This window comes from Amycolatopsis sp. NPDC033938, from assembly GCF_055575975.1.
In genome coordinates this window covers 456,790-483,642 of record NZ_JBVIRO010000003.1, presented here as the reverse complement: position 1 = coordinate 483,642, position 26,853 = coordinate 456,790, and the positions used below count along the sequence as shown (strand labels likewise).

The window sequence follows — 26,853 nt, the reverse complement described above, 5'->3', positions numbered from 1 at the left end:
ATCCGGACGGCGGACGGGTCCAGGAGACAGTCGAGCAGACCGGCCTCAACGAAATCTCCACCGCCGGCCATCGTGAGTCACCGACGGCGCGCCGTCCCGCCCGAGATCCGGGTCCAGGTGCAGTGGGTCGTCGAGGCCGAGGGCGGCCGGAGCCGTGAGGGGCACGGGAAGCCGGTAGCTTCCTTCGACGCGGCCGTCGGGATTTTGCGGCGAGGGCGGAACCTGCCAGATCCAGCCGTCACCGTCGTCGTCGGGGAAGATCGGCCTGCCGTCTTCGTCGTGACCGAACTGACCGACCCGCACCGCGGGACCGGCCCCGGGCACACCCAGCCACAGCAGATCGACCGGATGCCCCACCGGTGTTCCCAGCCGCTCCCATAGCTGGACGGCCAGTGCTTCCAGATCACCGGTTTCGCAGGCGTACAACCGGATCGCCTCGCCCGGCTGCCAGCCCGACGTCCGGATCGCCTGCTCGATCGCATCCACATCACGCGACCCGTGCTCCAGCAACACCACCCCGAACACGTCCACTTCCCTCGGCAACCACCTCGCGGCACCCGCCGCCTTCGAATCACCATCCCCGATGAGCACCCCCACGTCCGCGATCGACGTGCCGCCGAACGGGTCCGCCCATTCCGGCATCTCCCAGAAGGTCGAGGCCCACGGCACCGTGGAAAGCCAGTCCGGCATGGTTTCCATCATCGTGTCGAGATCGAAGCCTTCCAGGATCAGCTCCGGCCCCGGGGCCATGAGGTCCTGGAAGAAGTCAGCGGTGTCCTCCCCCGGCAGCGATGCCATCGGCTGGACGTCCTGCCCCGCACTGACCCGGACGTCGGCGATCCCCGAGACCAACCCGCTTTCGTCCGTTTCCTCCGGATCGAGACGAGACGCCCTCCGCTGCCGTTCCCGTGCCTGTTCCGCCTCTCTCGCCGAGCCGGCGGGAATTCCGGGCGGGCCGGCCCCGCGGCCGCCTCGAGACTCCCCCACCCGGACACCCGCCATCACATGTGCGCCCGGCCGGGCCAGGTGATCCGAGCGCTCCCAGCGCACCTCGGCGGCGAACTGTGCGACGTCGACCGGCCCGATCCGCCGCTGGGCCTCCAGCGCCAGCGCGACCGTCCTCGCACCCTCGCGGACGAGTTCCTGGATGTACTCCTTGCGCTGCACCGCCAGGTCATCGGACTCGCTTCTGGCCGAGCCAACGGTGAAGGTGAACGGCCGCATCCGGGGTTCGCCCGCCTTCAGGGCCCGCAGTGCCTCCCCCTGTGCCAGCCACCTCACCCGATTGCCCTGCGCCGCGGTCAGGCCGGGCTTCCGCGGAGGGAAAGCGACATCGAGTGAGGTCATGCGCCGGTACTCCAGCGGAGACTTTCCTTCTTCGTCGTACCGCAGCAGTTCGAGCCGCATCTTCTGGTCGCTCGTGCGCGTTCCCAGGCTGATCCTCAGCTTCAAGGACTCTTCGATATCGGTGTCGTCCACCCCCACCGCCCGCAATTCTTCGTGTACGAGCGCGGCGGCATCGCGAAGCCGCGTCGTGTGCGCGGGAGTGCCTTCGGTTCGCGGACTGATGGACAGGACGATCCGGAGGTCGGGGGCCTGCACTCCGGCCTGCTGACGCCGGAGCACTTCGGGAGCCAAGGCCCTCACCGCGGCACGCAACGCCGCCAGGTCATCCGGCGAAAGAGTGAACGAGGTGTCGCGCGTCAGTGGCGCCGACCATTCCGTCCGAGGAGCACCGATCGCTTTCAAGGCCGTGAACGACACCGCATCGCCCGGTGTCCCCGGCGAGGACTCTTCGCCCGCCACGAGGGCCGTCAGCAGGGCGGCCTTGAGATCCGTCGTCGAGGGCGCCATTTCGGAATCGAGGGTGTGCGAGTCGGGCGGTTCGACGGACGGGTTCTCGAGGACCATCTCCACCAGGTCCGGGCCGAGCGTCTTCGCGGCGCGACCCGAGTCTTCGAACCTCACCTCGCCGACGAAGGCGTCGACGTCGATTTCGGAACCACCGATCTTCTGGTACGCCGACGAAACCCTCGTCACCGCGGCCTTGACCGCGTCCTTCAGATGGCCCTCGCGCTGCTCTCGCAACTCCGGCGAACCATGGAAGGCGGGATCCAGGACGAAGGTGACCGGGCTCATCCCGTCTTCTCCGGACAGCAGCGCTCGGATCATTTCGCCCTGGAGGACCCAACGGACCTGATCGGAGTGCGCCGCGGGCAGACTGACCGCCTTCTGGGCGAACGCGACCGACAGCTGAGCCTTTTCGCGATAGTCGTCCGGTTTCAGTTCGTGATCGGCATGCCGCACCAGCTCGAACCGTGTTCGTTTCCCGGTGGCCAGACGTTGGGTGCCCAGATCCAGCTTCACCCGAAGTTCCGCCGGGACGACCGGGACCTCCTCGCCCGCCGCGGCCAAGGCGTCGATCCGGGCGTCGATCATCTTCCGCACCAGCTCGCCGACGACTTCCAGCCGCTGCCGCTGAATCGGACGATGCGTGTCCTTGTGATCGACATGAAGGCGCAAGCGGAGATCGGGCGCCTGCGATCCCTGCCCGCGCCGCCGCAGGATGTCCCGCACCAGCCGGTCCACCACCGGAACCAGCTCGTCGATGTCCCGTGCGGTCACGAATCCGATCTCGGCGCGTGCGGCCAGGTGCCCGGTCCACTCGAGGACCGGTGGCTCGTAGACGACTTCGGCGCCCTCTGGGAGAGCCCGGGCGCCCGTGGCCCGCGACCGGCCTCCGGTGGTTCGCCGCGGGGCCTGCTCCTCTTCCTCGACGGCCGGTCTTGCCGCCTTGAGCCACTCGCGCACCGTGTGGAGACTGCTCAGGCCACCGGTGAGGGCGAACACCCTGGCGGGTTTGTAAGGCCGTCCGGTGTCGGGATCGTCCTCGGCGGCCAGCCCCTCCACCCACGCCCGCACCCATTTCGTGGTGGCTTGGTTCAACCTGCCGGACGAGGTGGGAACCGAGATTCCCTTGGGCAGCGTGCGTGTTTCCAGATAGGCCCGCAAGGTCTTCGGCCCGGTCGGGCCCGGCCGCCAGTGAACCACTTCCTCCGGCACCGGGACGTCGGTCACCCTGCCCGAGGTCTTGGCTCCGGCAGCTGACGGCCCCGCCGCCTCCGGTTCCGTCGCCGCGGGCGCCGCCAGCTCCAGTTCCTCCAGCGTCTTACCCTGCGCGAGGTCCTTCCACAGCAGGCCGAGTTCCTCACGGAGGATCAGTCCCCCGGACATGCGGACGACCTCACTCTGAGTGTAAGGATCCCCCAAGACGTCGTCCGCCCCGTGAAGTCCCGCTGCCCAGGCACGGATCCAGGTCCTGGCGGCCTTGTTCGAGGTCCGGCGCGTATCCGATTTCAAGAAGAAGCCGTCCGGAAGTCCTCTTTGGACCAAGTACTCCCGCAACGTCTGCGGCTTCGTCTCGTCCTCGTCGGGCCGCCAGATGAGGACATCCGCCGGTATCGGGAACACCACGGGCCCCAGATGCCGTGGTGCGTCGAGACCGAGGCCGGACGGTGCGCTGAGCGGGACGGGCAGCCGGTAGCTCCCCTCGATCCGGCCCTCACGGTTTCCCGCGGAGGGCGGAACCTGCCAAACCCAGCCACCACCTTCGGCGTCGGGCCAGATCGGCCGCCCGTCCTCGGTGTGGCCGAGCTGGCCGACCCGGACCCCGGTCCCGGCCCCGGGCACACCCAGCCACAGCAGATCGACCGGATGCCCCACCGGAACACCGAACCTGTCCCGCAGGTCGGCGGCCAACCGCTCCAGGTCGCCGGTCTCACAGGCGTACAGCCGGATCGCGTCGCTCTCTCGCCATCCCGAAGCCCGGATCGCCTGCTCGATCAGGTCCACGTCACGCAGACCGTGATCGAGCAGCACCACCCCGTGCACGCCCTCTTCCTTCGGCAACCACCTCGCCGCACCCGCCAGCTTCGAGGTCTTGTCACCGACGAGCACGCCGACTTCCGCCGTCGTCACCGCGTTCGGCGAAGTCGCCTCGGGTGTCTCCACCGCGTCGGCCAGCTCCTGCGCCAGCACCTGCAGCAGGCCTGCGGCGGAGGCGGGGCTTTCGCCGCCGAGGTGGTAGTGCAGGCGTTCGGCGGTCAGGATGGTGTGCAGGACTTCCCGCCGTTCCGCGACGCCCGCCGCGTTCGCGAAATGCGCCGACAACGTCTGTCGCGCTTCCGCCGCCAGTCCGGCGAGCACCTCCTCGGGCACCCGCGCGGTCGCCAGCAATCCTCGCGCCCAGTCCGATTTCCGCAGTACCCAGTCCGGCGACGAGAGCCGCGGGCGGCCATCGGCGGACTCCGTCGGCAGCGGGCCGAGATCGGCCTTGGTGTCGTTTCCGGTGAGAGCGGCCTCGCCCTTCACCGGTCCGGCGCTGTCTTTCCCGGCAGGCTCCGGCCCTCGCAAAGTCGCGTTGAGCTCCGCCAGCTCGGCTTCCAGTTCTGCCTTGGCTCGCAGCCAGGCGGTCCTGGCCACGTCGGCCGCGCGGGCGGCGGCGGTCAGTTCCGCCCGCGTCCGGGCCAGCTCCTCGGCGGCGGCGTCGAGATTCGCCTCTTCTTCGGCCAGTTCCGCGGTCAGCCGCTTGCTTCGTTCCCTTGCTTCGTCATGGGTACCGGTTCCGGCCGACTGGAGCACGGCGACATTCGCGGCGATCCGGGCGCGCTGTGCGGCGATCCGCGGATCGACCCCGACCTCGCCCGGCACGCCGGCGATCTCGCGAAGCCGTTGCTCGACGGCCTGGTGATCGAACCACTTCTGGTCGGCGACACCCTGTTTCCGGTGGAGGATCGACTCTTTCGCCCGCCACAGCGCGGCGGCCCGTGAGACGCCGTCCTGGGCTTGCGCCGCCTTCGCCGGAAGCGGAACGCCCAGGACCTTGGCCAGGTCGGCGTTGATCACCCGAGGCAGGGCCGAGGCGGGAAGCCGGACGACGACGGCGCTGGTGACCCCGTCGACTTCGGCCACGATCAGGTGCTCGGTGTCGAACCTGGTCAGTCCGCTCCGGCCCGTGTCCTGCAGGGTCACCGAACGCACACCCGAGGTGGCGCCGGAAAGCTGACCGATCGCCGTGGTCGCCTGGGTGTCGGCTCCACCGGGGATGTGCAGGTTGTCGGCCCGGTCGGTGATGCCTCCGTCGCCGCCGACGAGCTGGCCGCCCGCGGCGCCGGAACGGCCCGTGTCGGAGGTGAAGCTTTCGAGGATCTTCGCGGATTGGTCGAAGCGGACGTGGTCGCTCAAGCCGACGACCTGCGCCCCGGTGAGCCTGGAGTAGATCTTGGCGTTCGCCGCCTGGCCACCGGCGAGCGACATGGTGTACAGCTCCGGCAAGGGCAACGAAGCCCCGGAGGTCTTCGCGAGATTGGCCCGGATGGCCGTGTTGGTCACCGACAGCGCGAGCGTGTTCATCGCGCCGGTTTCGCTGTTGGTCAGCCCGGCCTTCGCCCCGGCGCCCTTGATCGCCCGGACCACCCCCTGGCGGATGTCCGCAGCGCCCCGGAAACCCTCCACGAGTACGTCCGCCGGGAGCTTGCGGCCGCCGCTCTGCCATTCCTTCACGCTGTCTTCGGTGTGCCGTCCGAGCGGGATCACCGAGCTCTCGTGTGCCGTGCCGCCACCTCCGCCGAGCTTCTGGTCGTCGGCGCTCGCCCGGATCGTGATGTGGTCCGTCAGCGCGCTCGATCCGATCTCGCGGCCTTGGCGCTCGATCTTCAGTTCCCATCGCAGCCGGACGCGGTACCGGGCACCGGGCCCGGACGCGGTGGTCGCGCGGATGGAGGTCAGTCCGGAGCCGGTGACCCGGCGGTCGGTGCGCTCGCGTGTGCCGCCCACGCCCGCCGAGCCGCCCATCGCGCCTCCACTGCCGGGATCACCGGTGGAGAACAACGACCGCCAGCCGGGCCGGAGCCAGCCACCCCTGGACTTCGAACGTTCTTCGACGGACTTGCTCATGGCCGCGTTCGTGATCGCTTGCTCGATCTCGCTGCCGTCGTTCTCGTAGCCGTCGAACTCGACGGTCTCCGCGCTGGCCTTCAACACGACGTTGTAGTCGTCCGACCAGAGCACTCCCGGTTTGTGAATGCGCAAGGGCAACCCGCCGTCGAGCGCGTTGTCGAGCAGCGATGCCGCGTTCGCGCCCTCGACCAGATCACCCAGCCGTTGGGCGTTGCCCATCGCGTCGTCCAGCACGGACTTCGGGATGAGGTCACGGTGCTCGTCCTTGAGACCGGCACGCAGCGCGGGCAGCAGCCGGGAGAGATCCGGCAGCTCCTCGGCGACGTAGCTGCCGAGAGAACCCGAGGAGCCGAACGCCAGTTCCGGAGCGCCGAGTTTGGGCACCGTCTCCCGCGGTTCGGCCGCGGGAAGCAGCCCCTGCGCCCTTGCCTGCCGCTCGCTCATCCGGACGAAAAGCGAGCCCGGCATGAACTTGTCGGCCCCGGCAGTGGAAACCTCGCCGTCGATGATCCGTTTCTGCCTGGATTCGAGGACCATGCGTGCGTTGACGTCGTAACGGACCAGCACGGTGCGACTGTTCGCCGACGCCCGTTCCTTGTGGTCGACCACGACGGTCTGCTCGCTCGACCGGCCCCGTTTCCGGCCCCAGAACTTGGCCGAGCCGCCCAGCGCGATCCGTCCGCCTGCCGAAGACGTCGACGTCGCGTCGGGCGCGAAGAAGTTCATGTTCGCGCTGGGCCCCAACGCTTTCACGCGGGAGAATTCCGACGCCGCCTTGGTCGCGCCGCTGCGAGTCACCTTGTCGCGGCCGACGTCGGACACCTTGACCACCACCGGGTCACTCAGCTCCAGCCGCATGCCGACGGCTCCGGTGCGTTTCGTGGCGCGACGCCCGTAACTGAGGCCATTGCGACGGAAAGCCGGTATCGACGAGGATTCGAGCAGCGCGCGAAGCGTCTCGGGAGCGAACCACTGGTGCACGAGCTGGTGTCCTTTGCTGCCCGGGAGTACCAGTACCTCGTCGCCGTTCGTGACCCGGTTGGACAGGTCGACGGCCAGGTCCCCCAGCTCTCCGGCGTTGGCGAAGGCCTCGACGTACAGGAATTCCGGCACCCGGCTGGTCGTCGCGGACAGTTCGTCGATGTTGGGCGTCCGCTCGGGATCGAGGTGGGTGACCGTCGTGACTCCCGGAGCGAACTTCGAGGGATCGGTCTCGTGGACCGCGGAATCGCTGACCCACAACTCGGTCTTGCCCGTCAGCGGGGTGAGCGGGACCACGGCGCCGGGCCGCGAGCCCGCGAGCGTGCGCACTTTCGGGGTCGACCGGAAGGGCGATCCTGGGGTCAACCGCCGTACCCAGCGGCGAGGACGCCGGTGGCTGACGATCTCGACGTCGAACGTGATGTCGTGGCCGAAGACATGGGACTTGTCGGCGCCGACCTGTTCGACGGTCACGGCGCCGCCCGCCGAACCCGTGTTCTTCCGTGACCGGCCTGCCGCGAACCTGACCGGGGTCACCGCGACATTGGTGATCGCCCCGATGTCCAGCGCGCCGGTGAAGCCGACCCGTCCGCGTGCCTCCGGCCCGCCGCTCCAGCCGCGGTCCGCGCTCGCACCGCCGGCGGCGGTCGTCCCCGTGGTCTGGATCCCGGCCACCGTTCGCCCGTCCACCTGCCCGAAATGGCGGCCCGCGCCGAGGGTGGCCTTGACCCGCACGCTGATGAACTCGTCGTGGAAGAAGCCGCGGTGTTTGAGCTGGGTCGACACACCGGGGCCGAGGAGACTGTCCAGCCGGTTCATCAGGGCGCTCGCCGAGAACACCGACGCCAGCTTCCGTTGGTTCGCAAGGCGTTCCTCGACCTTGTCGCCGGAGCCGCGGGACGTCTTCGGCTCGGCACTGCTCCATTTCGGCAGCAGCTCCTGCAGGCCGGGAGCGCGCCGCAACGCGTTTTCGATCCGGGGAAGGACACCCGCGGCGACCGGCGTGACCCCGGCGCGAATATGCCCGCCCGCCGCGGCGGCCGCCAGATACGGAGGTTCGAAGCGCGGCCCCACGTCGATGAAACGCTTCTCGTATCCCGGCGGGACCGGCAGGTTCTCGGCCGCGGCCTCGTGCAGGTCCAACCGGACGTACTTCGTCGCCGGCTCCGTCACCCAGTCACCGTGCAAGGTCTGCACGGCGACCTCACCCGTCACTCGATAGCTGCCGACGTCGCCCTGGACGTACATGCTGGTCCCCGTGGTGGCCGACCGTCCCCCGACGGCCGTGTCCGAGATGGTCGCCGCGATGGTCCCGCTCACCCCGCCGTACCCGGCCGCGACCCCGGGCACTCCCGCACCGCCGCCGATACCGCCGAGGAGATCCGGCCCGGACTTCGAGGTGTACGCGATCGATTCCTCGGCCGTCACGGTGTTCTCCGTGCGGGACTCGCCCTCGGCGGGCACCACACCGACGAATTCGACGTCGTGCGGGCGGAAGGTCATCCGGGCGGCTTCACGGTAGGCGCCATGGCGACTCACCAGGTCCGCGGAAGGCGCGGGCTCACCCGGCCACAGCTTCCTCGACAGCGCGCGGATGTTCGCGGCGGACACGAATTCCCGCAAGGCGGCCCGGCCGGGCGCCCCCAGCTTGGTCACCGAGGGATGGACTTCCCGCTGGATCTTGTCGAACAGTGCCCGCTCGTCGAAGTCCACGGCGTCGACGGCGAGGTAGCCGATCCTCTTTTCCCAGCCACGGTATGGCTTTCCCGCCGAAACGCCGTCCGGTTCGGTGATGGTGGCGACCGAGTCCGAAAGCAGCAGGGTGACCTCGCCGGCGCTGGTACCTTCGATGGCCCGGCCGTCTTCGCCGGTCAGGGTGATGTAGTACTTCACGGGCACCTTCGCGCTCCGCGCCCCGGCGTGGGGTCGCCAGACGGTCTGCGCGCTCGTGGACGTGTCGGAGGTGCGGATCCCGACCGGGCGGGCCAGTCCCGCGCCGCCACCGCCGATGAGCGGCCAGCCTGCGCTCATCAAGGAGATCGTGGAAAGCCCCAGCCGGTAGGACGAATTGTCCGCACTCGACCGCGTGTGCCCGATGATCTGCTGGTCGCGTACCTCACGGACGGCCCTGGCGGGCTCACGCTTGCCCTCACCGGGCGTCGCGCCGTCGAGATCCATCACCGCGACGACGTGCGCCTCGAACCACTTCTCGCCTGCCCGGACCGGGAAGCTCCGTCCGCCCGGCGCTCGCGGACCGTCGGTCCCGGCCGGACGGCCCGGCGCCGATCCGAGGAAGGTTTCGAACCTCGCGCGGTTCAGCTTCCCGACGATGGCCTTGACGCCTTCCGGAGCCGCGGTGCCGAACGGGGCCAGCATCTCGTTGATGCGTTCGCCGACCTTGTCGCGGTCCTTCACCTCGCTCACCACGACCAGCCCCAGAGCCCTGCCGTCGCGGGCGTACTCCGGGAGGGCCTCCCGGAACGACGAGCCCGTCTTGCTCGTGGACGCGTTTCCGGCCGTTGTCGCGTCTCGGCTGTCGGCTTCCTCCGGTGTGCCGTACAGAGCGTCCACTTCGGACGGTTGCCTCGCGGGCGGTGCGGTGTCACCGGCATCGGAGTCCGGCTCGTCCTCTTCCCACACCGGGGGAAGCTCGGTGTCGGCGGCCTCGTCGACGATCGGGACCCGGTCGGCGTTCTCGTCGACCCAGATCTCGATGATCGTGTTCCCGGTGCCGTGCGAGACCTCGGGTTCGGTCGCCAGGCCGAGTTCGTTCCGCCCGAGCCGCTGCCCCACGGGCGTCGACAACTGTTCGAGGTTGGCGAAGGAGTCCAGTTTGGGCATGACCACGCCGGTGAAGTCCAGCAGGGCCGCCGCGGGGTCGCCGATCACGCGATAGCGCACGCGCGGGGTGCGGTCCTCGTCGTATGCGGCGAGAAGGTCACGGGTGAGCTGGGAAAGGGGCTTCCAGTGTTCGACCGGCACCGTCCCGGTACCCGCCGGGATCTCCATCCGGACGACGCGGCGCCCGCCGTGGAGCGCCGGATCCGCCTGTGCCGCGGCGAGTGCGTTGTCGTAGTCGCGTTTCGCCTTCCAGAACTTCGCCGCGGCGCGACGTTCGAAAGTGGTCTCGGCGACGGTACCGCCGGGATTCCTGGCGGCCACCGCCCTGGCCTTCCCCCTGGCCGCGGTCCATTCGCGGTCGCGCCGGGCCAGTTCGAGCACGCTGTTCTTGAGCGGAAAGGGCAGCCGGTGGTTCTGGTCCTTACGGCGGACGTGGTAGCCCTTGGCGTAGTCGACGTCGGCCACCTGTGTGGTGCGCCGGGCGAGCGGACCGGTCGAGACGGGTTCGGCGACCAGCCGGAACCGGGTCGGATAGGACCAGGTGCTGGTGATCGGATCGGCCGCGGCGGGTGTGCCGGGCTTCGGCAGTGCCTTCCCGCCCGAGCCGTGCGCACCCTCGTGCTCGTGGCCGTCACCGACGGCGCCGTGGGTCTCGAACCCGAAGAACAGGGCCTGCATACTCCCGAAGACCTGCCGCCCTTCTTCGTAGGTGGTGTGCCCGGGGGCCTGGGGCACGCCCGCGCCGACGACCGGCAGGGTCGCGACGGCCTGCGCGGTTTCGCTGCCGCCGCTGACCTCCTTCGCCCGCGTGGCGTCCGTGTGCCCGTTCAGCGTGATCCGCCCGCTCGCGCTCTCGAGACTGCCGGGGCCGTCGACCATGGCGTGCAACGTGAGTTTCGCGCCCAGTTCCGAAGGGAGGGTCAGCTCGGTCTCGGTGCCGGCACCGGGATGCGACCGTGCCAAGGCGTTGAGCCGGCTGGGCGTGAGCTGCTCGCGGACCAGGGCCAGTGTCCGCGAATCCAGTTTCTTCCCGGACGCGGCCTCGAGGACGGCTTGGGCGGCCTCCCGCAGAGCCTCGACCCGGCCCTCGAAATGGGTGATCCGGAAATCCGCCGGGTCGGCCGGGAGTGTCGCCGCGCCGGAAGCTTGCCGCCACTTGTCGAGGCTGTCCTCAGTGGCTTCGGTTTCCGGACGTCGGGTCACCGTGCCCTCGTGCGGAAGGTCGTCGCCGGTCCCCTGGTCTTCCACCGCCGACCGGGTGACTACCGTGCGCCTCGCGGAGATCTCGGCGACGCGCTCGCCGTGCCGTTCGAAGCGGATGTCGAAGTCCAGCTCGACGCTGCGCTCGGCCAAGGTGCCGCTGACCGACTCGGAGTGCGTCGACTCCGCGGTATGGCTTTCGGTGCGGCTCCTGAACTGGTTCAGCCAGTCGAGGACGTGCCCGACGCCGTAGCCGAGCGTGGTGGCGGGCGCGCCGTGCTTACCGGGGTCGCGCTGCGCCTCCTGCGCGTCCGATTCGGACTGGAACATCATGGCCGCGGCCGGGATGGTCATCAGCTCGACGAAGCTCCGCTTCGCGGTCCGGGTCGTCGCCGCCCACACGGAGGCCACCGAAGCCTTCGTGAGCTCGCCGTGCACCACACCGACAGGCTTCGGCTTGCTCTTCGGCCGGGCTTCGACGACGAGATCGTAGATCTCGCCGCTGAGCTTGTTCTCCAACCGCAGTCCGGCCCTGGCGCCACCGTTGGCCAGATCGACCATCGAAGCCTGGAAATCGGACAGGAACCGCACGATCGCGCGGTGGTTGTCGTGACCGGTGTCCGAGGCCGCGCTGTTCAGCAGTTGCTCTGCCTTCTCCTTGGTGAGGGCGGCCTCCAGCCGTGCGTAGAGCCCGGCCGTGCTGCCGGCGCCATCCGCCTGGTCGGCTTGGTAGAGCTGATCGCTGAGATCGACCGGTTCGCTGACCCCGTCGGCCCAGTTCGAGCCACCCAGACGGTGACCTTCGGGGACCTCGCCGACGTGGTCGGCGGGCCTCGGCGCCGTCGGCACGGAAGGCGTGCGGCCCCGGCGCGTGTCTTCGGCCGCTTGCTGGATCCGCACCTCGTGCAGTTGTTCGTCGGTCAACAGGACCCGCGCGGCACGCGGCAGCTCGGACCGGTGCGCGGCCGTCTTCACGGGCCGGGTCCGGCGGAAATGCCATCGGTCGAGAAGACCACGCCTGGCCGTCTCCACCGAAACCGTCGTCTCCAGGGTGGCTTCGACCACGTGGACCCGGCGCGGCTCCAGGACCTGCGAGCTCGTCGTCGAAACCGACGTCTTGCGGCTCGACCGCTTGCCGATACTGGAGCGCCACAGGTTCAGTTCCGCGAGGACCGGCGCCACTCCGCGCATGACCGTTCCGGGCGGATGCGCCACGCCGTCACTGACGCCGAAGACCGCGGGTTCGAACTCGTTCGCGATCCCCCAGGCGCGGCCGTTCTCCGACGAGGTCGAGGTCGAAGTCCCCACGCCCTGTTTCGGCTGCTGCCAGAAGGTGTCGAGCACTTCCGGGTCACGAAGGCGATAGGACACCCCCACGGCCGCCGTGCGGGCCGCCTTCCGCCGCTTCCACCGCAAGCCGTCGATCCGGGTCGGACGGTTGAACGCCCGCAGATCCGAACGCAGGGCCTCGACCGAGATCGCCTGGTCGATCAGCGCGGAGTTCTCGCCGTCCCGGTATTTCCAGATCGGGTCGCCGGACGCGCGCTTGAGCGTCCTCCTGACGCGTTTGCGTACCTGGTCGAGCCCGCTCACGGAAAGCACCTGGACGCCGTCGAGGACGCGGGAAGTCCCGGTCCGGAGATAGTCGGCCTGGTTCAGCGGCTTCGACGGCAACCTGGTTCCCCCGGTCGCCGACACCGTCCGCAGTGCGTTCTTCTCCGACTCCGTCAGCTCGAGCACCACGTCGGCGACGACCGTGCGCGGAACGCGTCCGTCCGCGGCGGCCCGCGAGTCGACGATGGGCAGGTGATGGTCCTCGGGAACGTGCTTGCCCGGCTTCCCGACGGTGAGGCCCTGGGCGAGATCGTTGTACCGGGACCAGTACGAGCCCGAGACCTTCAGTTCCACCTTCGCCGCGTAGCGGTATTTGGGCTCCGGAACGACCGCGCCGGACTCGTCCAGTCGCGGTCCGACGGTCCCGCCGGCGGTCGTTTCGGTGGCACGCGTCAGTCCGGTGGACCTGGTCCGGTCGAAGGACACCTTGTGGGTGCCGGTCATCATGACCGTGTTGCCCGCCAGCGCTCCGTAGATCCGGGCGCGGACGCCGCCCGCGGCGCTCCAGCCGCGATCGGCGGTGTCCCCGCCGCGCTCGGCGTCACTCAGCACGGTGGTGCCCGCGTCGCCCTTGACCGGCCCCAGTGGCTCTCCCAGCGGCGTCAGCAACCGGGCGTCGATCCGGAATCCCGTGTGGTAGTCGTGCCCCCGGCCCGGCTCGGGCGCCAGTTCGAGGAACTGCGGCTGGTCGGACAGCAGATTCGGCAGCCGCCGGGCGAGGTTGTCCGCCGACACCGCCGCATCGATGGCTTCCCAGCGTCCGAGCTGGCGCTCCAGCTTCCCGGTCAAGCCCTTCTTGAGCTTCCGGTCGCCGAAGGATGCCACGAGCCCCGTGTCCCGCCACGCCCAGCGCTTGTTCCCCGGGATCGTCTTCGCCGAATCACGCAGGATCGACTTCAGGCGGGCACTGGCCTCGTCCAGCCGCAGTGGCGCTCCGACCGTGCCGGGCCTGCCGGCGCTCTCGCCGGGCAGAAGACCTGCCTGGCGAGCGTCGTCGAGCTGTGCCCAGTGAATTCCCTCAACCGCTCCGACGAACGTGAGCGGCGCCCGCCCGGGCACCCGTACCTGCAGGTCGTACACCGTGCGGTAGCGGACCACGCTGTCCTGGTAGGAGCGGGTCACCGACCGGCCGGACTCCTGGCCGTGCGTGGTGGTCCGGCTCTTGCCGTACCCGCCCCCGACGGCGGGACCGGCTCCCGCGCTGACCATGCCGTAGTCGAAGCCCGGTCCGCCGGCGAGCGCCCCGGTGACGTCGCGGCCTGCCGTGCTCGACGCGGTCTTCGTGCTGGTTTCGGTCTCGTGCTCGCGGAACTCGGCGTCCTCGATCGTCTCCAGGTACGCGACCTGGCGGGCGACGGCACGCATCTGTACCTTTCGCGACCGCGAGGAGACGAGCCGTTTGAGCGGGTTGCCACCGCGGACCAGCGAATGCGAAGTGGTCCAGCCCGACTCCGGGTCGGCCTGCGGGGTCACCGCCATCTCCGCGAGGTTCGCGGAGATGGCGCCCGTGCCGAGGAAGTCCCGTAGTACCTCGCGCGAGTCCTTGTCCAGCTTGCCAAGCCGGGCGACCACCTGGTCGAAGATCTTTCGCGGCATTCCCTGTTTCATCGTGACCGCTTCGGTGGCCGATGGCGGCAAGGCGTCCGGCAACGGCCGCGGACGGCCCTCTTCACGCAGCCCTTCCGGCACGCCGAACTCCGCCGCGACCGGCTTGTGCAACGGGCTGTCGCCCGGGTGCTCGATCTTCAGCTTCCGGTCGTCGCTCCGCGGGTTCTCCGGCTCGACGATCACCGTCATCGGCACCCTGACCGAACGTGTTCCCTGGTATCCGCTCGCGCCGTTCCCCGGCCGCTCCGGCAGCGAGACACTGATCTGCTTGGAGCCGCTCAAGTCGTGGCCGTGCGCGCGGACGGTGGAAACACCGGTCGGCACCGAGAGGACCCCGGTGGCGAACAGGCCGGGCACCATCGGTGTGAAGAAGATCCAGGTGGTCTTCGGGTTCGTCTTCGTACCGGTACGCACACCCGTGCTCCCGGCTCCCGCGCGGGTGACCGGTTTGGTCGTCCCGGTACGGTCCGCCGTCTTCTGCCTTGGCCAGTGGAGTTCGTCGACCCTGATCCGGATGGGCCTGCCGCCCAGGGTGAACACGCGGCCCTCACCGAAGAAGGAGCCCACGTCGTTGCCGAACGCGTGCTCGAGATCGGCGACCTCGCTCGCGGTGGGGGGCTTCGGGGCGAACGAGCGGGCCGACGCGACGACCTGGTCCACTTCCTCGGTCCGGCTCAGCTGGGTGGTGATGCCCGCTGCCTTGGCCCGGCGGAAGTACGACGGGGTCGCTCGGGCGACTCCGGGCAGGGCGACGGTTTCGGTGCCCTGTGGGGTCCGCGGCCGGGTCTCCGGCACCAAGGGGTCTCCCGTGAGGCGCGGCGCCAGGTCGTCCAGCTCGATGGCGGCGGGAACCAGATCGGGCAGCCCAGCGTCCACAGAGGACGATGATTGCCCGCTTCGGGAACTTTCCCCGACCCGCGCGACGGTGTCCCGGCCCGCCCCGCCGGGCAAGACACCCGGTGACTGCGGAGAAGTGCGTGAAGTGCCCAGTTTCGCCGCGAGTTCCCGGGACAGCTTCCCGGCGTCCACTTCGGACAAGCCGTTGGCCAGGTATCCCGCGATGACGTCTTTCACCAAGCCGTTCAGCTCGACGGCCTCCGCCTGGTGCGGAGCCGGGCTCCCCTCCCACACCGGGACATGGTGATACCGCGACACGATTCTCGTGGCCTGCTCGATATGACGCTCGAATTCTCGCGCGGGCTTTTTCCCGAAGACGTTCCTGCCCAGCCCGCCGTCGTCGCGCAGCCACGCCAGCACACCGTCACGATCCGGTGGGAGCGACGGGAGACCCTGCCTTGTCTCCACCGTCTCACCGGGAGGCTGCTCGATGAAGGTGGACCATTGCCCGGGGTCGAAACCCATCGCCGTGAAGAAATCGGCGTCAAAGCGATCGTCGGTCCACGACCACTCCGCGTGCTCACCTTCCCAGAAGACATCGTCCGAGTGCCCGGCCGGCTCCGGCGGCGGCGCTTCCGGAGCGTTGGGCGATCCGATCGGTTCTTTGGCTCGCGTTTTCACCGCGTCGGACCACGACGTCAAGAATTGGCGTGGAGTGGGCAGCCGGTCCAGATAGTGCTCCGGACCTTCGATGTCCAAGAAGAGCCACGGACTCCATTCCACCGGCACCCCATCCTGCCGGAACGCGATATGGCCTTCGATGAACCGCCTGATCTGCTCATCCGACGCCTGGTGCAACGCCGCCCGGACCGCGGTGTTCACTTCGGCCACGATCAGGTCCCGTCGGGCATTGGCCGACGGCGCCCCGGTGCGGAGATCGAGCACCAGCCGGACCCGCTGCCCTGGATCGTCGTTGCCCCGCACCCGTTCGGCCAAGCCCTGCACCATCCACCACAGCCAACGACGCGATTGCTGCGGCAAGGCTCCTTGGCCCGGAAGGAAGACCATCTGGAGACCCCTCGCGGCCCGATAGCTTTCCACCGGCAGATACAACGCCCGGTGCACCGTGATCTCTACCCTGGGCGCGGCACCTTCCCGCACGTTGCCTTCCATGCGGTCGAAGGAGAACCGCTGCGCGTCCGCGTCGATACCCTCCTCCCGCAGCGCCGCCCGCACCCGGCCATCCAGCAATTCGAACAAGGCCGGCCCGGCAGCCGCGCGCCGCTCCGGTGTGTCGAACAGCCGGATCCTGATGTTCAGCGGTTCACGGGCGAACCGCTCCAACCGCGCGCTGTTCCGGCCGATATCCTTCAGCAACTGCGTCAGCGAAGCCTCGTCGTCGGGAGACCACCACCGCGTATCGGTCACCGAAAGCTCGGCTCGCCAGCCGGCCACCGGCCGAGGGCCGCTGATCCGGGTCGCCTTCGCCGACCGGGGGCCTTCCGTGACGACGGGCAACGGAATCACCTCGCCGGCCGGTTCCTCCCTGGTCGCGGGCATCCGGGTCCAACCAAGCCCCGTCAAATCCAGGAACAGCACCGGATTCCTCCGCATCGCCTCCTTGCGGAGCTCGATGTGTTCCTGGATGAAGGACTCAATCTCCGCCGGGGACGCCTCCGGCAACGCCGCCCGCACCGCCGCGTTCACCTCGGCCGTGACCCAGTCCGCCCGGCTTTCCATCATCGTCGCCGCACTGCGCAGATCGAGCACCAGCCGACCGGGATCGTTGCTCTTGCCGACCCACTGGATCAGGCTCGCCACCATCCACCGCAGCCGCCGTCGCTCGGCGTGCGGAAGCGCGTCCTTCCGGGGCAGGAAGGAGAGGTCCAGTTTCGGCACGCCCCAGTAGTCCTGCACAGTCAGGTTCGGCGACTCGTGCACGGTGATCCTGACGCCGGCGTCGGCCGACGTGCGTGCGTGGTGTTCGACATGGTCGAAGTCGAACCGCAACAGCTCCTCGGAGATACCCCGGGCCTGCAGGGCGGCGCGCAACTCACTGTCCAGCATCGTGAACACGGCGTCGCCGTACGACCTGAGCCTTCTCGGGCGGTCGGCGAAATGAAGCCTGACGTCCCACGGCTCCCGCCCCGGCACCAGCTCGAACTCGCCGACGAGGCGGTCCGCCAGGCTCAGCAGGGATTCCCGGCTCGCCTCGGACAATCGCGGCGGATCATTTGACGACAGCACCGCGGACCACTCGTCCACCACCTCGGCGTTCTCCCCGACGTCGGTCGTGGTGAGCAGCGTTCGCAACGAAGGTCCGGTGACGACCGGCAACGGGACCGACGACCCCGAAGTCCCGGGCGGCTCAGGAAGGCTGACAGGGCCGGGCACATCGGTCGTCTGCGCGCCCCACGGCAGCGACATCTCGCGCACGTCCGGACCCCGGTCCAGCTCATGTACCGGGCCTTCGATGGTCATCACCAGCGCCGGTCCCTCGGCCGAGCTGTCGCGGCGAGACTCGATGTTGGCTTCGATGAACCTGGTGACCTGCTCCTCCGAGGCCCGCGGCATCGCCGCCCAGACCGCGGCGGTCACCTGCGCCGTGACCATGGCCTCCCGCACGGAAACCGGGTCACCGGGCGCGGAAAGCAGAGTGATGACCAGGCGAGATCCCGCCGTCCCGGCGCCGCTGTCCCGAACCCGCTGGACGAATCCCTCCAGCTGCCATCCCATCCGACGCCACGAAGCCTGCGAGAACGCCACGCTGTCCGGCAAGAAAGGCAGCGTCTGCACCCTCGCGGCCCGGTAGTACCGCACAGGCCGATTCGGCGATGGGCGCACCAGCACTTCGACACTGGGCGACTCGCCGTCGAGCAGGTCTCTGTCCAGCCGGTCGGACCCGAACCGCGGCGCGTCCGCGTCCACCCCCCGGTCCCGCAGTGCCGCCCGCAACCGGCCGTCCAGCGAGTCGAGCAGCGCGAGCCCGGACCGTGCCCGCCGCTCGGCGGTATCGGCCAGCCGGAACACTATGTCCAACGGCTCCCGCGTCTCCCGCTCCAGCACCTCGGTGTTCCGTGCGATCCGGTCCACCAGGCCGGCCAGCGAAGCCTCAGCGACCGGCGACCACCGCGGCGGGCCGTTCACCTCCAGCTCGGCACGCCACGAGGCCTCGACGTCCGGGGTCACCCCACCCGCACGAGCAGGCGCACTCCGGACGACCTCGGTCTCCTCTTCTCGGGCCGCACGCGAAGCCATCCGCGTCGACCGCGTCTGCTCCTGCCATTCTTCCCGCCGGGACTGCGAAACCGCACCGTGCTCGACCACGTCCACCAGAACGGCGGGCTGTGCTCCAGCCCGGATGTAGGAGGTGACGCGGACGGACTCGTTCAAGATCGCGCGCGCCCGTCGCGCGCCTTCGGGCCCGGGTAATTGCCCCGAGAAAGCGGTGAAGAGGAGTTCCCGTACCTCTTTCACCCGAAGGTCGGCACCGATTTCGGAGGTCTGCGTCACCGCGACGGAGAGAGTCTCGTTCCCACCTGGCAGGGCCTCGTGCCGGACGATGAATCCCGTCGCCAGCCACGTGATCCGCTCCCGGCCGGCTTCCGGCAGAACGGCGACTCGCGGCAGGAAGAACTCCGTCAAGGAAGTCGCCGCGAGATAATGGTCCTTCCCCTGCTCCGGTGTCCGGTGCGAGGTGATTCCCACCGCGCGCGACGCTTTCGTCTTGGCTTTGTGGACCACGTAGGTGAAGCGCAGCTCACCGGGAACCAGGCCTCGGGCCAGCGCCTCCCGCACCACCAGCTCTTCGAGCTCGTCATGTTCGGACAGGCGAGCTCCGGGAGTGACCTTGTTGAGCGGTTTCCAGACGTGCAAACGGATATCGTTGAGTTGCAGTCCTTTGTGGGCACGCTCTTGGACCTCGGTCAGGAGTTTGTCAATGAATCCAGTCAGCTTCGTGCGAGCGTCTTCGACGATCGTGAAGAGCTCTCCGGCCTCCAGCGCTCCTTCCCATCTGTCGATTTCGACGTCGGTGCGGTGCATGACTCGAACACTCAGTTCCCTCGGCAGGGAAGTCAGCGGCGTGTCTTCGACTTGCTCCTCCGCGGGCACGGAGTGTTCCGGTACTCGCGCGGTTTCGGCGAGAGTGACGAAAAGCCCGACATGCCGGTGGTTCTCCGTCCGGGTGACACCCAACGCGACATGCCGGGAGATGAACTCCTCGACCTGTTCGGCCGAGTACTGCGGCCGCGCCGCCCCTACCGCCGCGTGTATCTCGGCCGTCACGCCCGAAATCCGTCGTTCGGCCGGCCCGGCAGTGGTCACCAGGTGCACATCGAGACGCACCTGCCCGTGGGGATCGGCGTCGTCGTCCAGCCGTTGGGCCATGCCCTCCACCAGCAACCGCAGGCGGCGAACCTCAGCGGCGGACAACACGTGCTTTTGCCCCACACTGACGAGGGACAGGTTCAGTTCACGCGCCGTCCGATAGCTCTGTTCGGTCCGCTTCGGCGAACCATGAAGTGTGATCCCGAGTTGCTTGCCCTTGGGCGGTCGGTGCGCTTCGCGGTCGAAGGTGAGCTTCCGTTGGTCGAAGCCCGGACTGGCGCCTTCGGCCGCCGCGCGCAACTCGCTCTCCAGCCACCGCAATTCGGCATCGTCTTTTTCCGTCCGGCGTTCCGCCCGCTGGTAGGAGTGCAGCCGCACATCCGGCATCTCCCGGCCCTGTTCGACCGCCTCCTTGACCTCGGCCGCGAACCGGTTCTTCAGCTCCTCCAGCGCGTTCATGCTGTCTTCGGACAACGGCACCGCGGCGCGCCAGCCGTCCTCCTCCACGGCTTGATACGCCACTCCACGCCGTAACTCGCCGTCTGCTTCCGGCAAGGCCGGATACCCGGCTGCGGTAGCCGCGTCCACCACCTGGGCGACGACCGGCTCACCGAGCTCCGTTTCCGGAAGTTCCTGGTCCGTCGGGAGGCTGTCGAACCAGGCCTGTGCCCAGTCGGGCACGAAGACATCCGCGAGGTCCATCGCGTCGCTACCGGAGGGCTCTCCCTCTTCAGCACCGGCATCGTCGGTTCGCGCGCCACCAGGCAAAGCGGCCGAGTCGTGTGGCGAACTCCGTGCAGTATCCAGCTTCTTCGCGAGTTCCCGGCTCAGTTCGTGCGCACCCGCTTCGGAGAGACCGTTGGCCAGATATCCCGCGACGATGTCCTTCACCGCGTTGTTCAGCCTGACCGCGTCCGCTTGCGACGGGCCGGGATGCTCGATCCAGACGGGCACGCGGTGGTACCGCGATACGATTCTCGTCGCCTGCTCGACGTAACGCCGGAAGTCCTGTGCGGGCCGTTTACCGAAGTCCTGCCGGGGCAGCCCGCCCTCGCCGTGCACCCACGCCAACGCGCCCTCGCGATCCGACGGGATCGATGGCCATTCCGGTTCCGTCCGGCCGCCGACGATCGAATCGGCGGGCGCGGCAGGGGTGTCACTGTCGTCCAGCATCGAGTCGTGGCGTTCGGGTGCGGCAGGCCGTTCGTCCGGAGGCCGGTTTCCGGGTTCCGCGCGGGGTTCGGTGAGCGCGTTTTCCGCACCGGTGGGCGGCGCGTTGGCCTGCGCGTCGGTCCGATCGACGGTGGGATGCCCGGAGTCGGCCTGGAGTCCCTCGACCAGATCGCGCAAGCCTTGCTGAGCGGCGGCGATGGCACGGGTATCGCCATCGGCGATCGCGTCGGTGTACTTGATGATCGCCAGCTGCACGTCCGGGTTCTGCGACAGCTGGAAAAGCTCGTCCTTCGGCGAGGAGTAATACACCACTTCACCGCCACCGCCGGAACGACCGGCACGGTTCTGGGCCTGCACGTCGATGTCGCGCGAGATCTCCGAATGCGCGGTGATCCGCACCACCAGGTCTCCGGCGTCCTTCGCCTCCTTCGTGGTGGTGATGTCCACGCCCCGCGCGCCCTGCATGTTGATCACCAGGACCTTGCCCCGCGCGCCGGCGGCGTCGATGACCCGCTTGAACTCGTCATCGAAGTCGACACCCTTTTCGAGTTGCCATTTCGCGTCGATCGCCTCATGCGCGACACCGAGTTCGCCCAGCATGTTCGAGACCATCGCTACTTGGTCGTTCCGGGTCGCCAGGATCAGCTGCGGCTGGCGAGTGCCGCCGGGTGCCTGCATCGCGAGCACGTCCTGCGCCAGCTGCCGCAGTTTCGCGGTCTCGTCCGCGGCCACCACGTCATCGGAGATCTTCAGCCGCGACTCGTAATACCGCGGGATGTCCTGCACCACCGACGACATCCCCTGCTCCGCGAACTTCTCCCCGTGCCCGTTCGCCGTTCCCGACGCCCCGGTCTTCTGGCCGTACTCCTTCTTCGCCAGCAACTCGTGGGCCGCCACCATCTTGTTCCCGGCGGAATCACTCCGGACCTCCAAGCCGAGCGCGAACTCGACGGCCTGGGCCAGCCCGCCGTTCCACCGGCTCTCCGAACTGGTCGCCGGATCGAACATGACGTTGTGCGTCGTCTGATCGATGATGTAGATCTTGCCGTCGTGCTGGACGAAGTGGACGTTTTCCTTGTATTCCCAACGGGCCGCGGCGGCCATGTTCACCCGGGTCGTTTCCTCGTCCGACAAGGTCCGTCCCAGCAGCAGCTCGACCCGTTCCAAACCGGTTTCGGTCAGCCGGGCCTGGCCACCCGTCTGTCCTTCCCCGCGCCCGAAATCGGCCTCGGTCAGCCAGCCGCTCGCCATCCCGTCCCGCACCAGGTCGTGCGCCGCCCGCACCTGATCGAGCACGTCCGGCGACGCCGCTCCCTGGACCCCGTCACTCAGGATGTATTGCGCGTTCGAATACACGAGCGCCTCGTCGATCTCGTCGATGCTCACCGTCAGGAGCATCGGATCTTCCTTCGCCTGCTGTCCCGGCAACGTGTCATGCCGCAGATAGGTGAACCCGACATCTTCAGCGGTGCCCAGATACACCGTCGGACGGCCCTCCCGCGGTCCGGGCGGCGGGTCGTCCTGGTTCAGCCGGTGCACATCCACGCCCAGCTTCTCCAGGAGCCCCAGATACACCGGCATCTCGCGATCCGCCAGGATCCCCCGGGTCGTGGTCACCTGCACCCCGTCCACCCCTTCCCGCATCGCGTTCACCGCCGCGTGCGCGAAGAACAACCACGACTTGCCTTCCCCCGCGGCCATGTTCACGACCTTGCCCTCGCCGAAGGCGTGCACGGCCGAGACCTGGGTCCAGCGCAACGCGATCCCCTTGGAGCGCCGGATCAACTCGAACACCGCGGCGAAGGCGTCCGCCTCCGGCCCCCTGCCGTACAGCTCCTTCAGCTCCGGCTCCGACAATTCGGTCAACCGGCGGTGCCGCGGAACCTCCGGGCCCGACCGCGCCGCGATGTCCCACAACGTCCTGGCCGCGTCCGACGCCTTGTTCGCGCTCGCCAGCCACCCCTCGTAGGCCACCGCGTCCGTCGCGTGCTGCACCCACCCACCGTCGCCGTCCGGCACGAACACCCTCGGCTCGGACAACCAGTTCCCGTCGCCGTCCTTCAGCTGCCGGTACGCCACCACTTTTTCGGCACCGTGGTGATCGACCACCCGCTCACTCTCCGGCGGCAACGTCGCCTTCGACCCGTCGGCGAGGGTCACCGAGCCGACCTCACGCACCTCGGCCTCGGTCATCTTCTGCGCCCGCACCTCTCCCGCGGCCGACCGCGGCGGCGACCACCCGCCGTCCAGCCCTCGCTCGACACTCAGTCCCTCTCCCAGCTCCACATACCGAGCCTCGCCACCCGAGTCGAACACGGCTCGCGCGTCCCGCGGCACCACCATCGGCCCCTCGGCGCCCTGCACCACCCCCGGGCCTTCCGCCCGGTACCAGCCGTCCTCGCCGCGCAACCAGGACGTCCCCAACGCCGACAACCGGCTCGGCCACGTCAACGTCCCTGACGGACCCGCGACCACCTCCGGTTGCTTCGGATCCGTTCGCGGGGGCGCCTCCCGTGTCTCGACCGCGGTGTCCCGGATCGCGTTGTCGATCCCCTTGAGATCCGTCGCGTCCAGGCGTGTGCTCCGGCCGTCGGCGGCGCCGCCGAGCCGCCCCGGCGCCGGCGTCTCCCCCTCCGCGCCGATGAACCGCAACAGTTTTCCCGCCGCCGCGTCGGTGTCCCCGACTCGCCACGACAGCTGCCCGCGCTCCGCGGTCGTGCCCACCTCGACCGGCAGCGACCGGGAACCGTCCCGCTCCCAGCCCGGACGCGGTGACGCCTCCACCGTTTTCGCGTCGATCCTCACGTGCAGCTGATCGCCGTCGGGGAACCGGTGCCTGCCATTGACGCGCTCGTCCAGGACCCGCTGGATGTCGCGGGCGAAGGCCCCGCGCGCGCTCGCGTCCACGCCACCCGGCTTGGACACCAGTTCCACCGGCACCGACAACTCGCGCACCCACTGGCCCGGCGCCACCTCACCCCGCCGCACGTCGAACCGGAGCTGTGCGATGCCGGACTCCTCGTCCGACGCGGTCGAGAGATCCCGGCGCTCACCCCGATGCCTCGTCGGGGGAACCGACTCCCGTACCGAGCTCCAGTCCGCGACGGTCACGAACTGCGTCACCGGCGCGTCCGCAGGTCCGTCCTGAGTGGACTTCGTCACCTGGTCCGGCCGGGTCGATGCCAGTTGTGCCGCCAGCAGCGCCCCTTGTACCTCCCCGAGCCCGACCCCCGAATCCGCGCGTTGCCTTTCCTCACCGGCCCTGCCACCCTGCCGGTTCTCCGGTGTTCCCACGACGGACGGCAGTTCGCCCGGGGCCCGTAGACCACGTTGCGCCGCGACCGACTCCCCACCGGGCCGGGCACTTTCGCCGGAAGACCTCGGAGGCTGCGGCCCGTCACCCTTCGGCGGCTGAGCCGCGGGCGCGGCTTCCGTCCGCGTGGGCTGCGGCCCATCACCGCTTCCCTTCGACGGCTGCGCCACCGGCGCGACTTCCGTCCGGACCGGCTGGCTCCCGACGGCCGGTGTGTCGCCACGCAAGAACTGTTGCGTCGACGACCCGCCGCGACCGTCGGCATCACGCCCCTGGGGCCGGTCCACCACGGACGCGTCCTGACGAGCCCCCTGCCCGGACGCCGGTCGTGCGGCGTCGTTAGTGGTCGGCTGGACAGCGGTGGTCTCCGAACGACCCGTCTGGTTCGCCACCGGCTGACCGGAGGCGGGTGACGGCCGGTTGGCTTCGGCCACCACGGGCGGCGTGGCGTCGGAACGCACGCCGTCGTCGGGTTTGCCGGGAGCCGGGCGGTCCGGCTGGAGGTTTTCCTCGGCCGGTCGGTTTTCTTCGGCTTTCGGCGTACTCGGCTGCGCCGGGCCGTCGTCCTTCGGTGCGCTCGGCTGCGCCGGGCCGTCGGCTTGGGGTGTGGTCGGCCTGTCCGCGCCCTCGGCCGGTCGAGTCGGCTGGGGTTGCCCTTCGGCGAGGCCGGACTCGGCCGCCTTCGGCGCGGTCGGTTGTGCCGGACCGCCGGCCGTGGTCGCGGGCGGCTGGTTCGTCGCGGGCTGCCCCGCCGCGGCCGGTGTACCGGTACCCGACTGAACGGGACCACCGGCAGTGGACGCGGGCGGCTGAACCGGCGCGGACTGTCCCGCCGACGGCACCCGCCCGTTCTCACCCGTCGTGGAAGAGCCAGCACCCGACTGAGCCGGCCCACCAGCGGTACTCGCGGGCGCCTGGCTCGTCGCAGGTTGCCCCGCCGCGACATTCTGCGGCCCCGTGCCAGATTGGACCGGTGTACCGCTACCCGACTGAACGGGACCACCCGCGGTGGACGCGGGCGGCTGAACCGGCGCGGACTGCCCCACCGACGGCACCCGCCCGCTCTCACCCGCGGTGGAAGAGCCAGCACCCGACTGACTCGGTCCACCAGCGGTACTCCCGGGCGGCTGAACCGGCGCAGGCTGCCCGGAAGCCGCCGCGCGTCCGTTCTCACCCGACATCGGTGCACCAGCACTCGACTGAGCGGGCCCACCAGCAGTACTCCCGGGCGGCTGAACCGCCGCGGACTGTCCCGCCGACGGCACCCGCCCGTTCTCGCCCGCTCCCGGCTGCCCTGTCGCCCCGGTCACTGGCTGGGTCGGCGAACCGTTGGTACCCAAGGGCGCCTGATTCGCGACAGGTTGCCCAGCCGCCTGCCCGGTTTCCGTCGAATCCGGAGTGGCGGTGACCGGACGCGTCGCACCGGCCGATTGACCGTTCGCGCTCGAAGTGGGCTCAGGTGCCGTGGGCGTGGACTGCTGACCGACGACGTTCGTGGCCGCGGAGCCGTCTCCACCGGTCGAGACCTGGCGATCGCCCGTACCGGTGTCCGCTCGCACGGCCCCGGCTCGCGAACCCGGGCCGTCGGCCGTGGTGGAGGTCGGCTGCGTCGCGTTCGATGTGGTCTGTCCGCCCACCGCGCCGCTGGGCGAAGGGGCGTTGACGGTTCCGGGGTCGGCGGTGAAGAGCTGACCGACCGGGCTTCCACCGCTGGTGACGACCGGCTGCTGTGCGAGCGCGGGAGGTCCATCAGCGAGAGTACGGGTGCCGGGAGCCTCGACGGTTTCGGTGGCCGTGCTCGGCCGGCCGGACGATCCGGTGACCGGAGCGTCCCCGACCAGGGTCTCCCCGGACAACCGCGGAACACTCAGAGACGGCCGCTCGGGCTTCCCTTCCGTACCAGGCGAAGGCTTTTCCGAGACCCCACCCTCCCCGGAGCCGTTCTGCTCGGGATCACCGGGTTTTTCCGGTCCTGGCAGGAACCCGTCGATATCCTTGACGTCGACGCTCATCCCGCCGTCGCCACCCGCGCCATCCGGCATCCGAGGGCGGCCGAACCCGGACAGCGCCCCCAGCGCCCCGCCCCAGAACGCCTCGGGATTGCCCAGCGCCGCGTTGATGATCGGCGTACTCCACAACACCGATGCCACCTGGCCACCCGCATAACCCAGCTGTCCCCAGATCACCATCCCCCGCGGGATCTTCTTCCCCAGATCCCGCGCCGCCGACTGCGCCGCATGCACGAAGACCCGCGCACCACCCGTCATGACCCCCGACGCCGCGCCACCGATGGCGCCACCCACCGCCGCCTGCCACACCGCCTTGCCGTCGATCTCATCCCGCTGGCCGTTGTTCTTCTGGCCCAGCTGGGTGAAGAAGTCCATCGACGTCATCAGGCCCGCACCCACCGCCGCGGACACCCCCACATCGATCGCCGCCTGCTGAACGAACGGCGTGATCCGCACGAGTGCCTGCTTCAGGCCCTCCCACGACAGCTTTTCCAATCCCAGCGTCGCCAGCTTCGCCAGCAACTGTTGGATGATCATCCGCATCGTCAGCTGCGTCGCGGCCTTGACCGCCGGGATCATCCACGAGAAGATCAATGAGGCGGCCAGAAAAGCGATCTGCGCCACCGCGAACACCGCGGCCGCGATCAACAGGATCTGCGCCTTCTCGACATTCGCCGCGGCGGTCCTCGTCGTCTTCGACAGATCTTTCGAATACGCCGCCAACTGGTCCAAGGCCTTCGCGATGGTCCCGCGCAGGTACTCCGCCATCGCCTGCGCGTACTCGCCGTCCATCGACCGATCCAGGTCGGCCGCCCGCGTCCGCACGCTTTCGGCGAAATCCTCGGCCACCGGGCCGAAATCCGACCACGCCTGCGACATCGCCCGCATACTCCGGACATTGCCCTCAGGCCACTCCATGCCCACCATGATCTTCAGGAAATTCTGCAGGGCTTTGGGCGGTTTCGCCGGCCCATCACCAGACTCGAACAC

At 69.4% G+C, this 26,853-nt stretch carries 1 protein-coding gene; it reads right to left on the bottom strand.

Annotation, left to right across the window (positions count from 1 at the left end):
* Positions 1-45: 45 nt before the first annotated feature.
* A complete protein-coding gene (locus tag ACZ5ZX_RS12000; RefSeq protein ID WP_465502001.1) occupies positions 46-26,853 on the bottom strand; it encodes a WXG100-like domain-containing protein in 26,808 nt (8,935 codons plus the stop codon).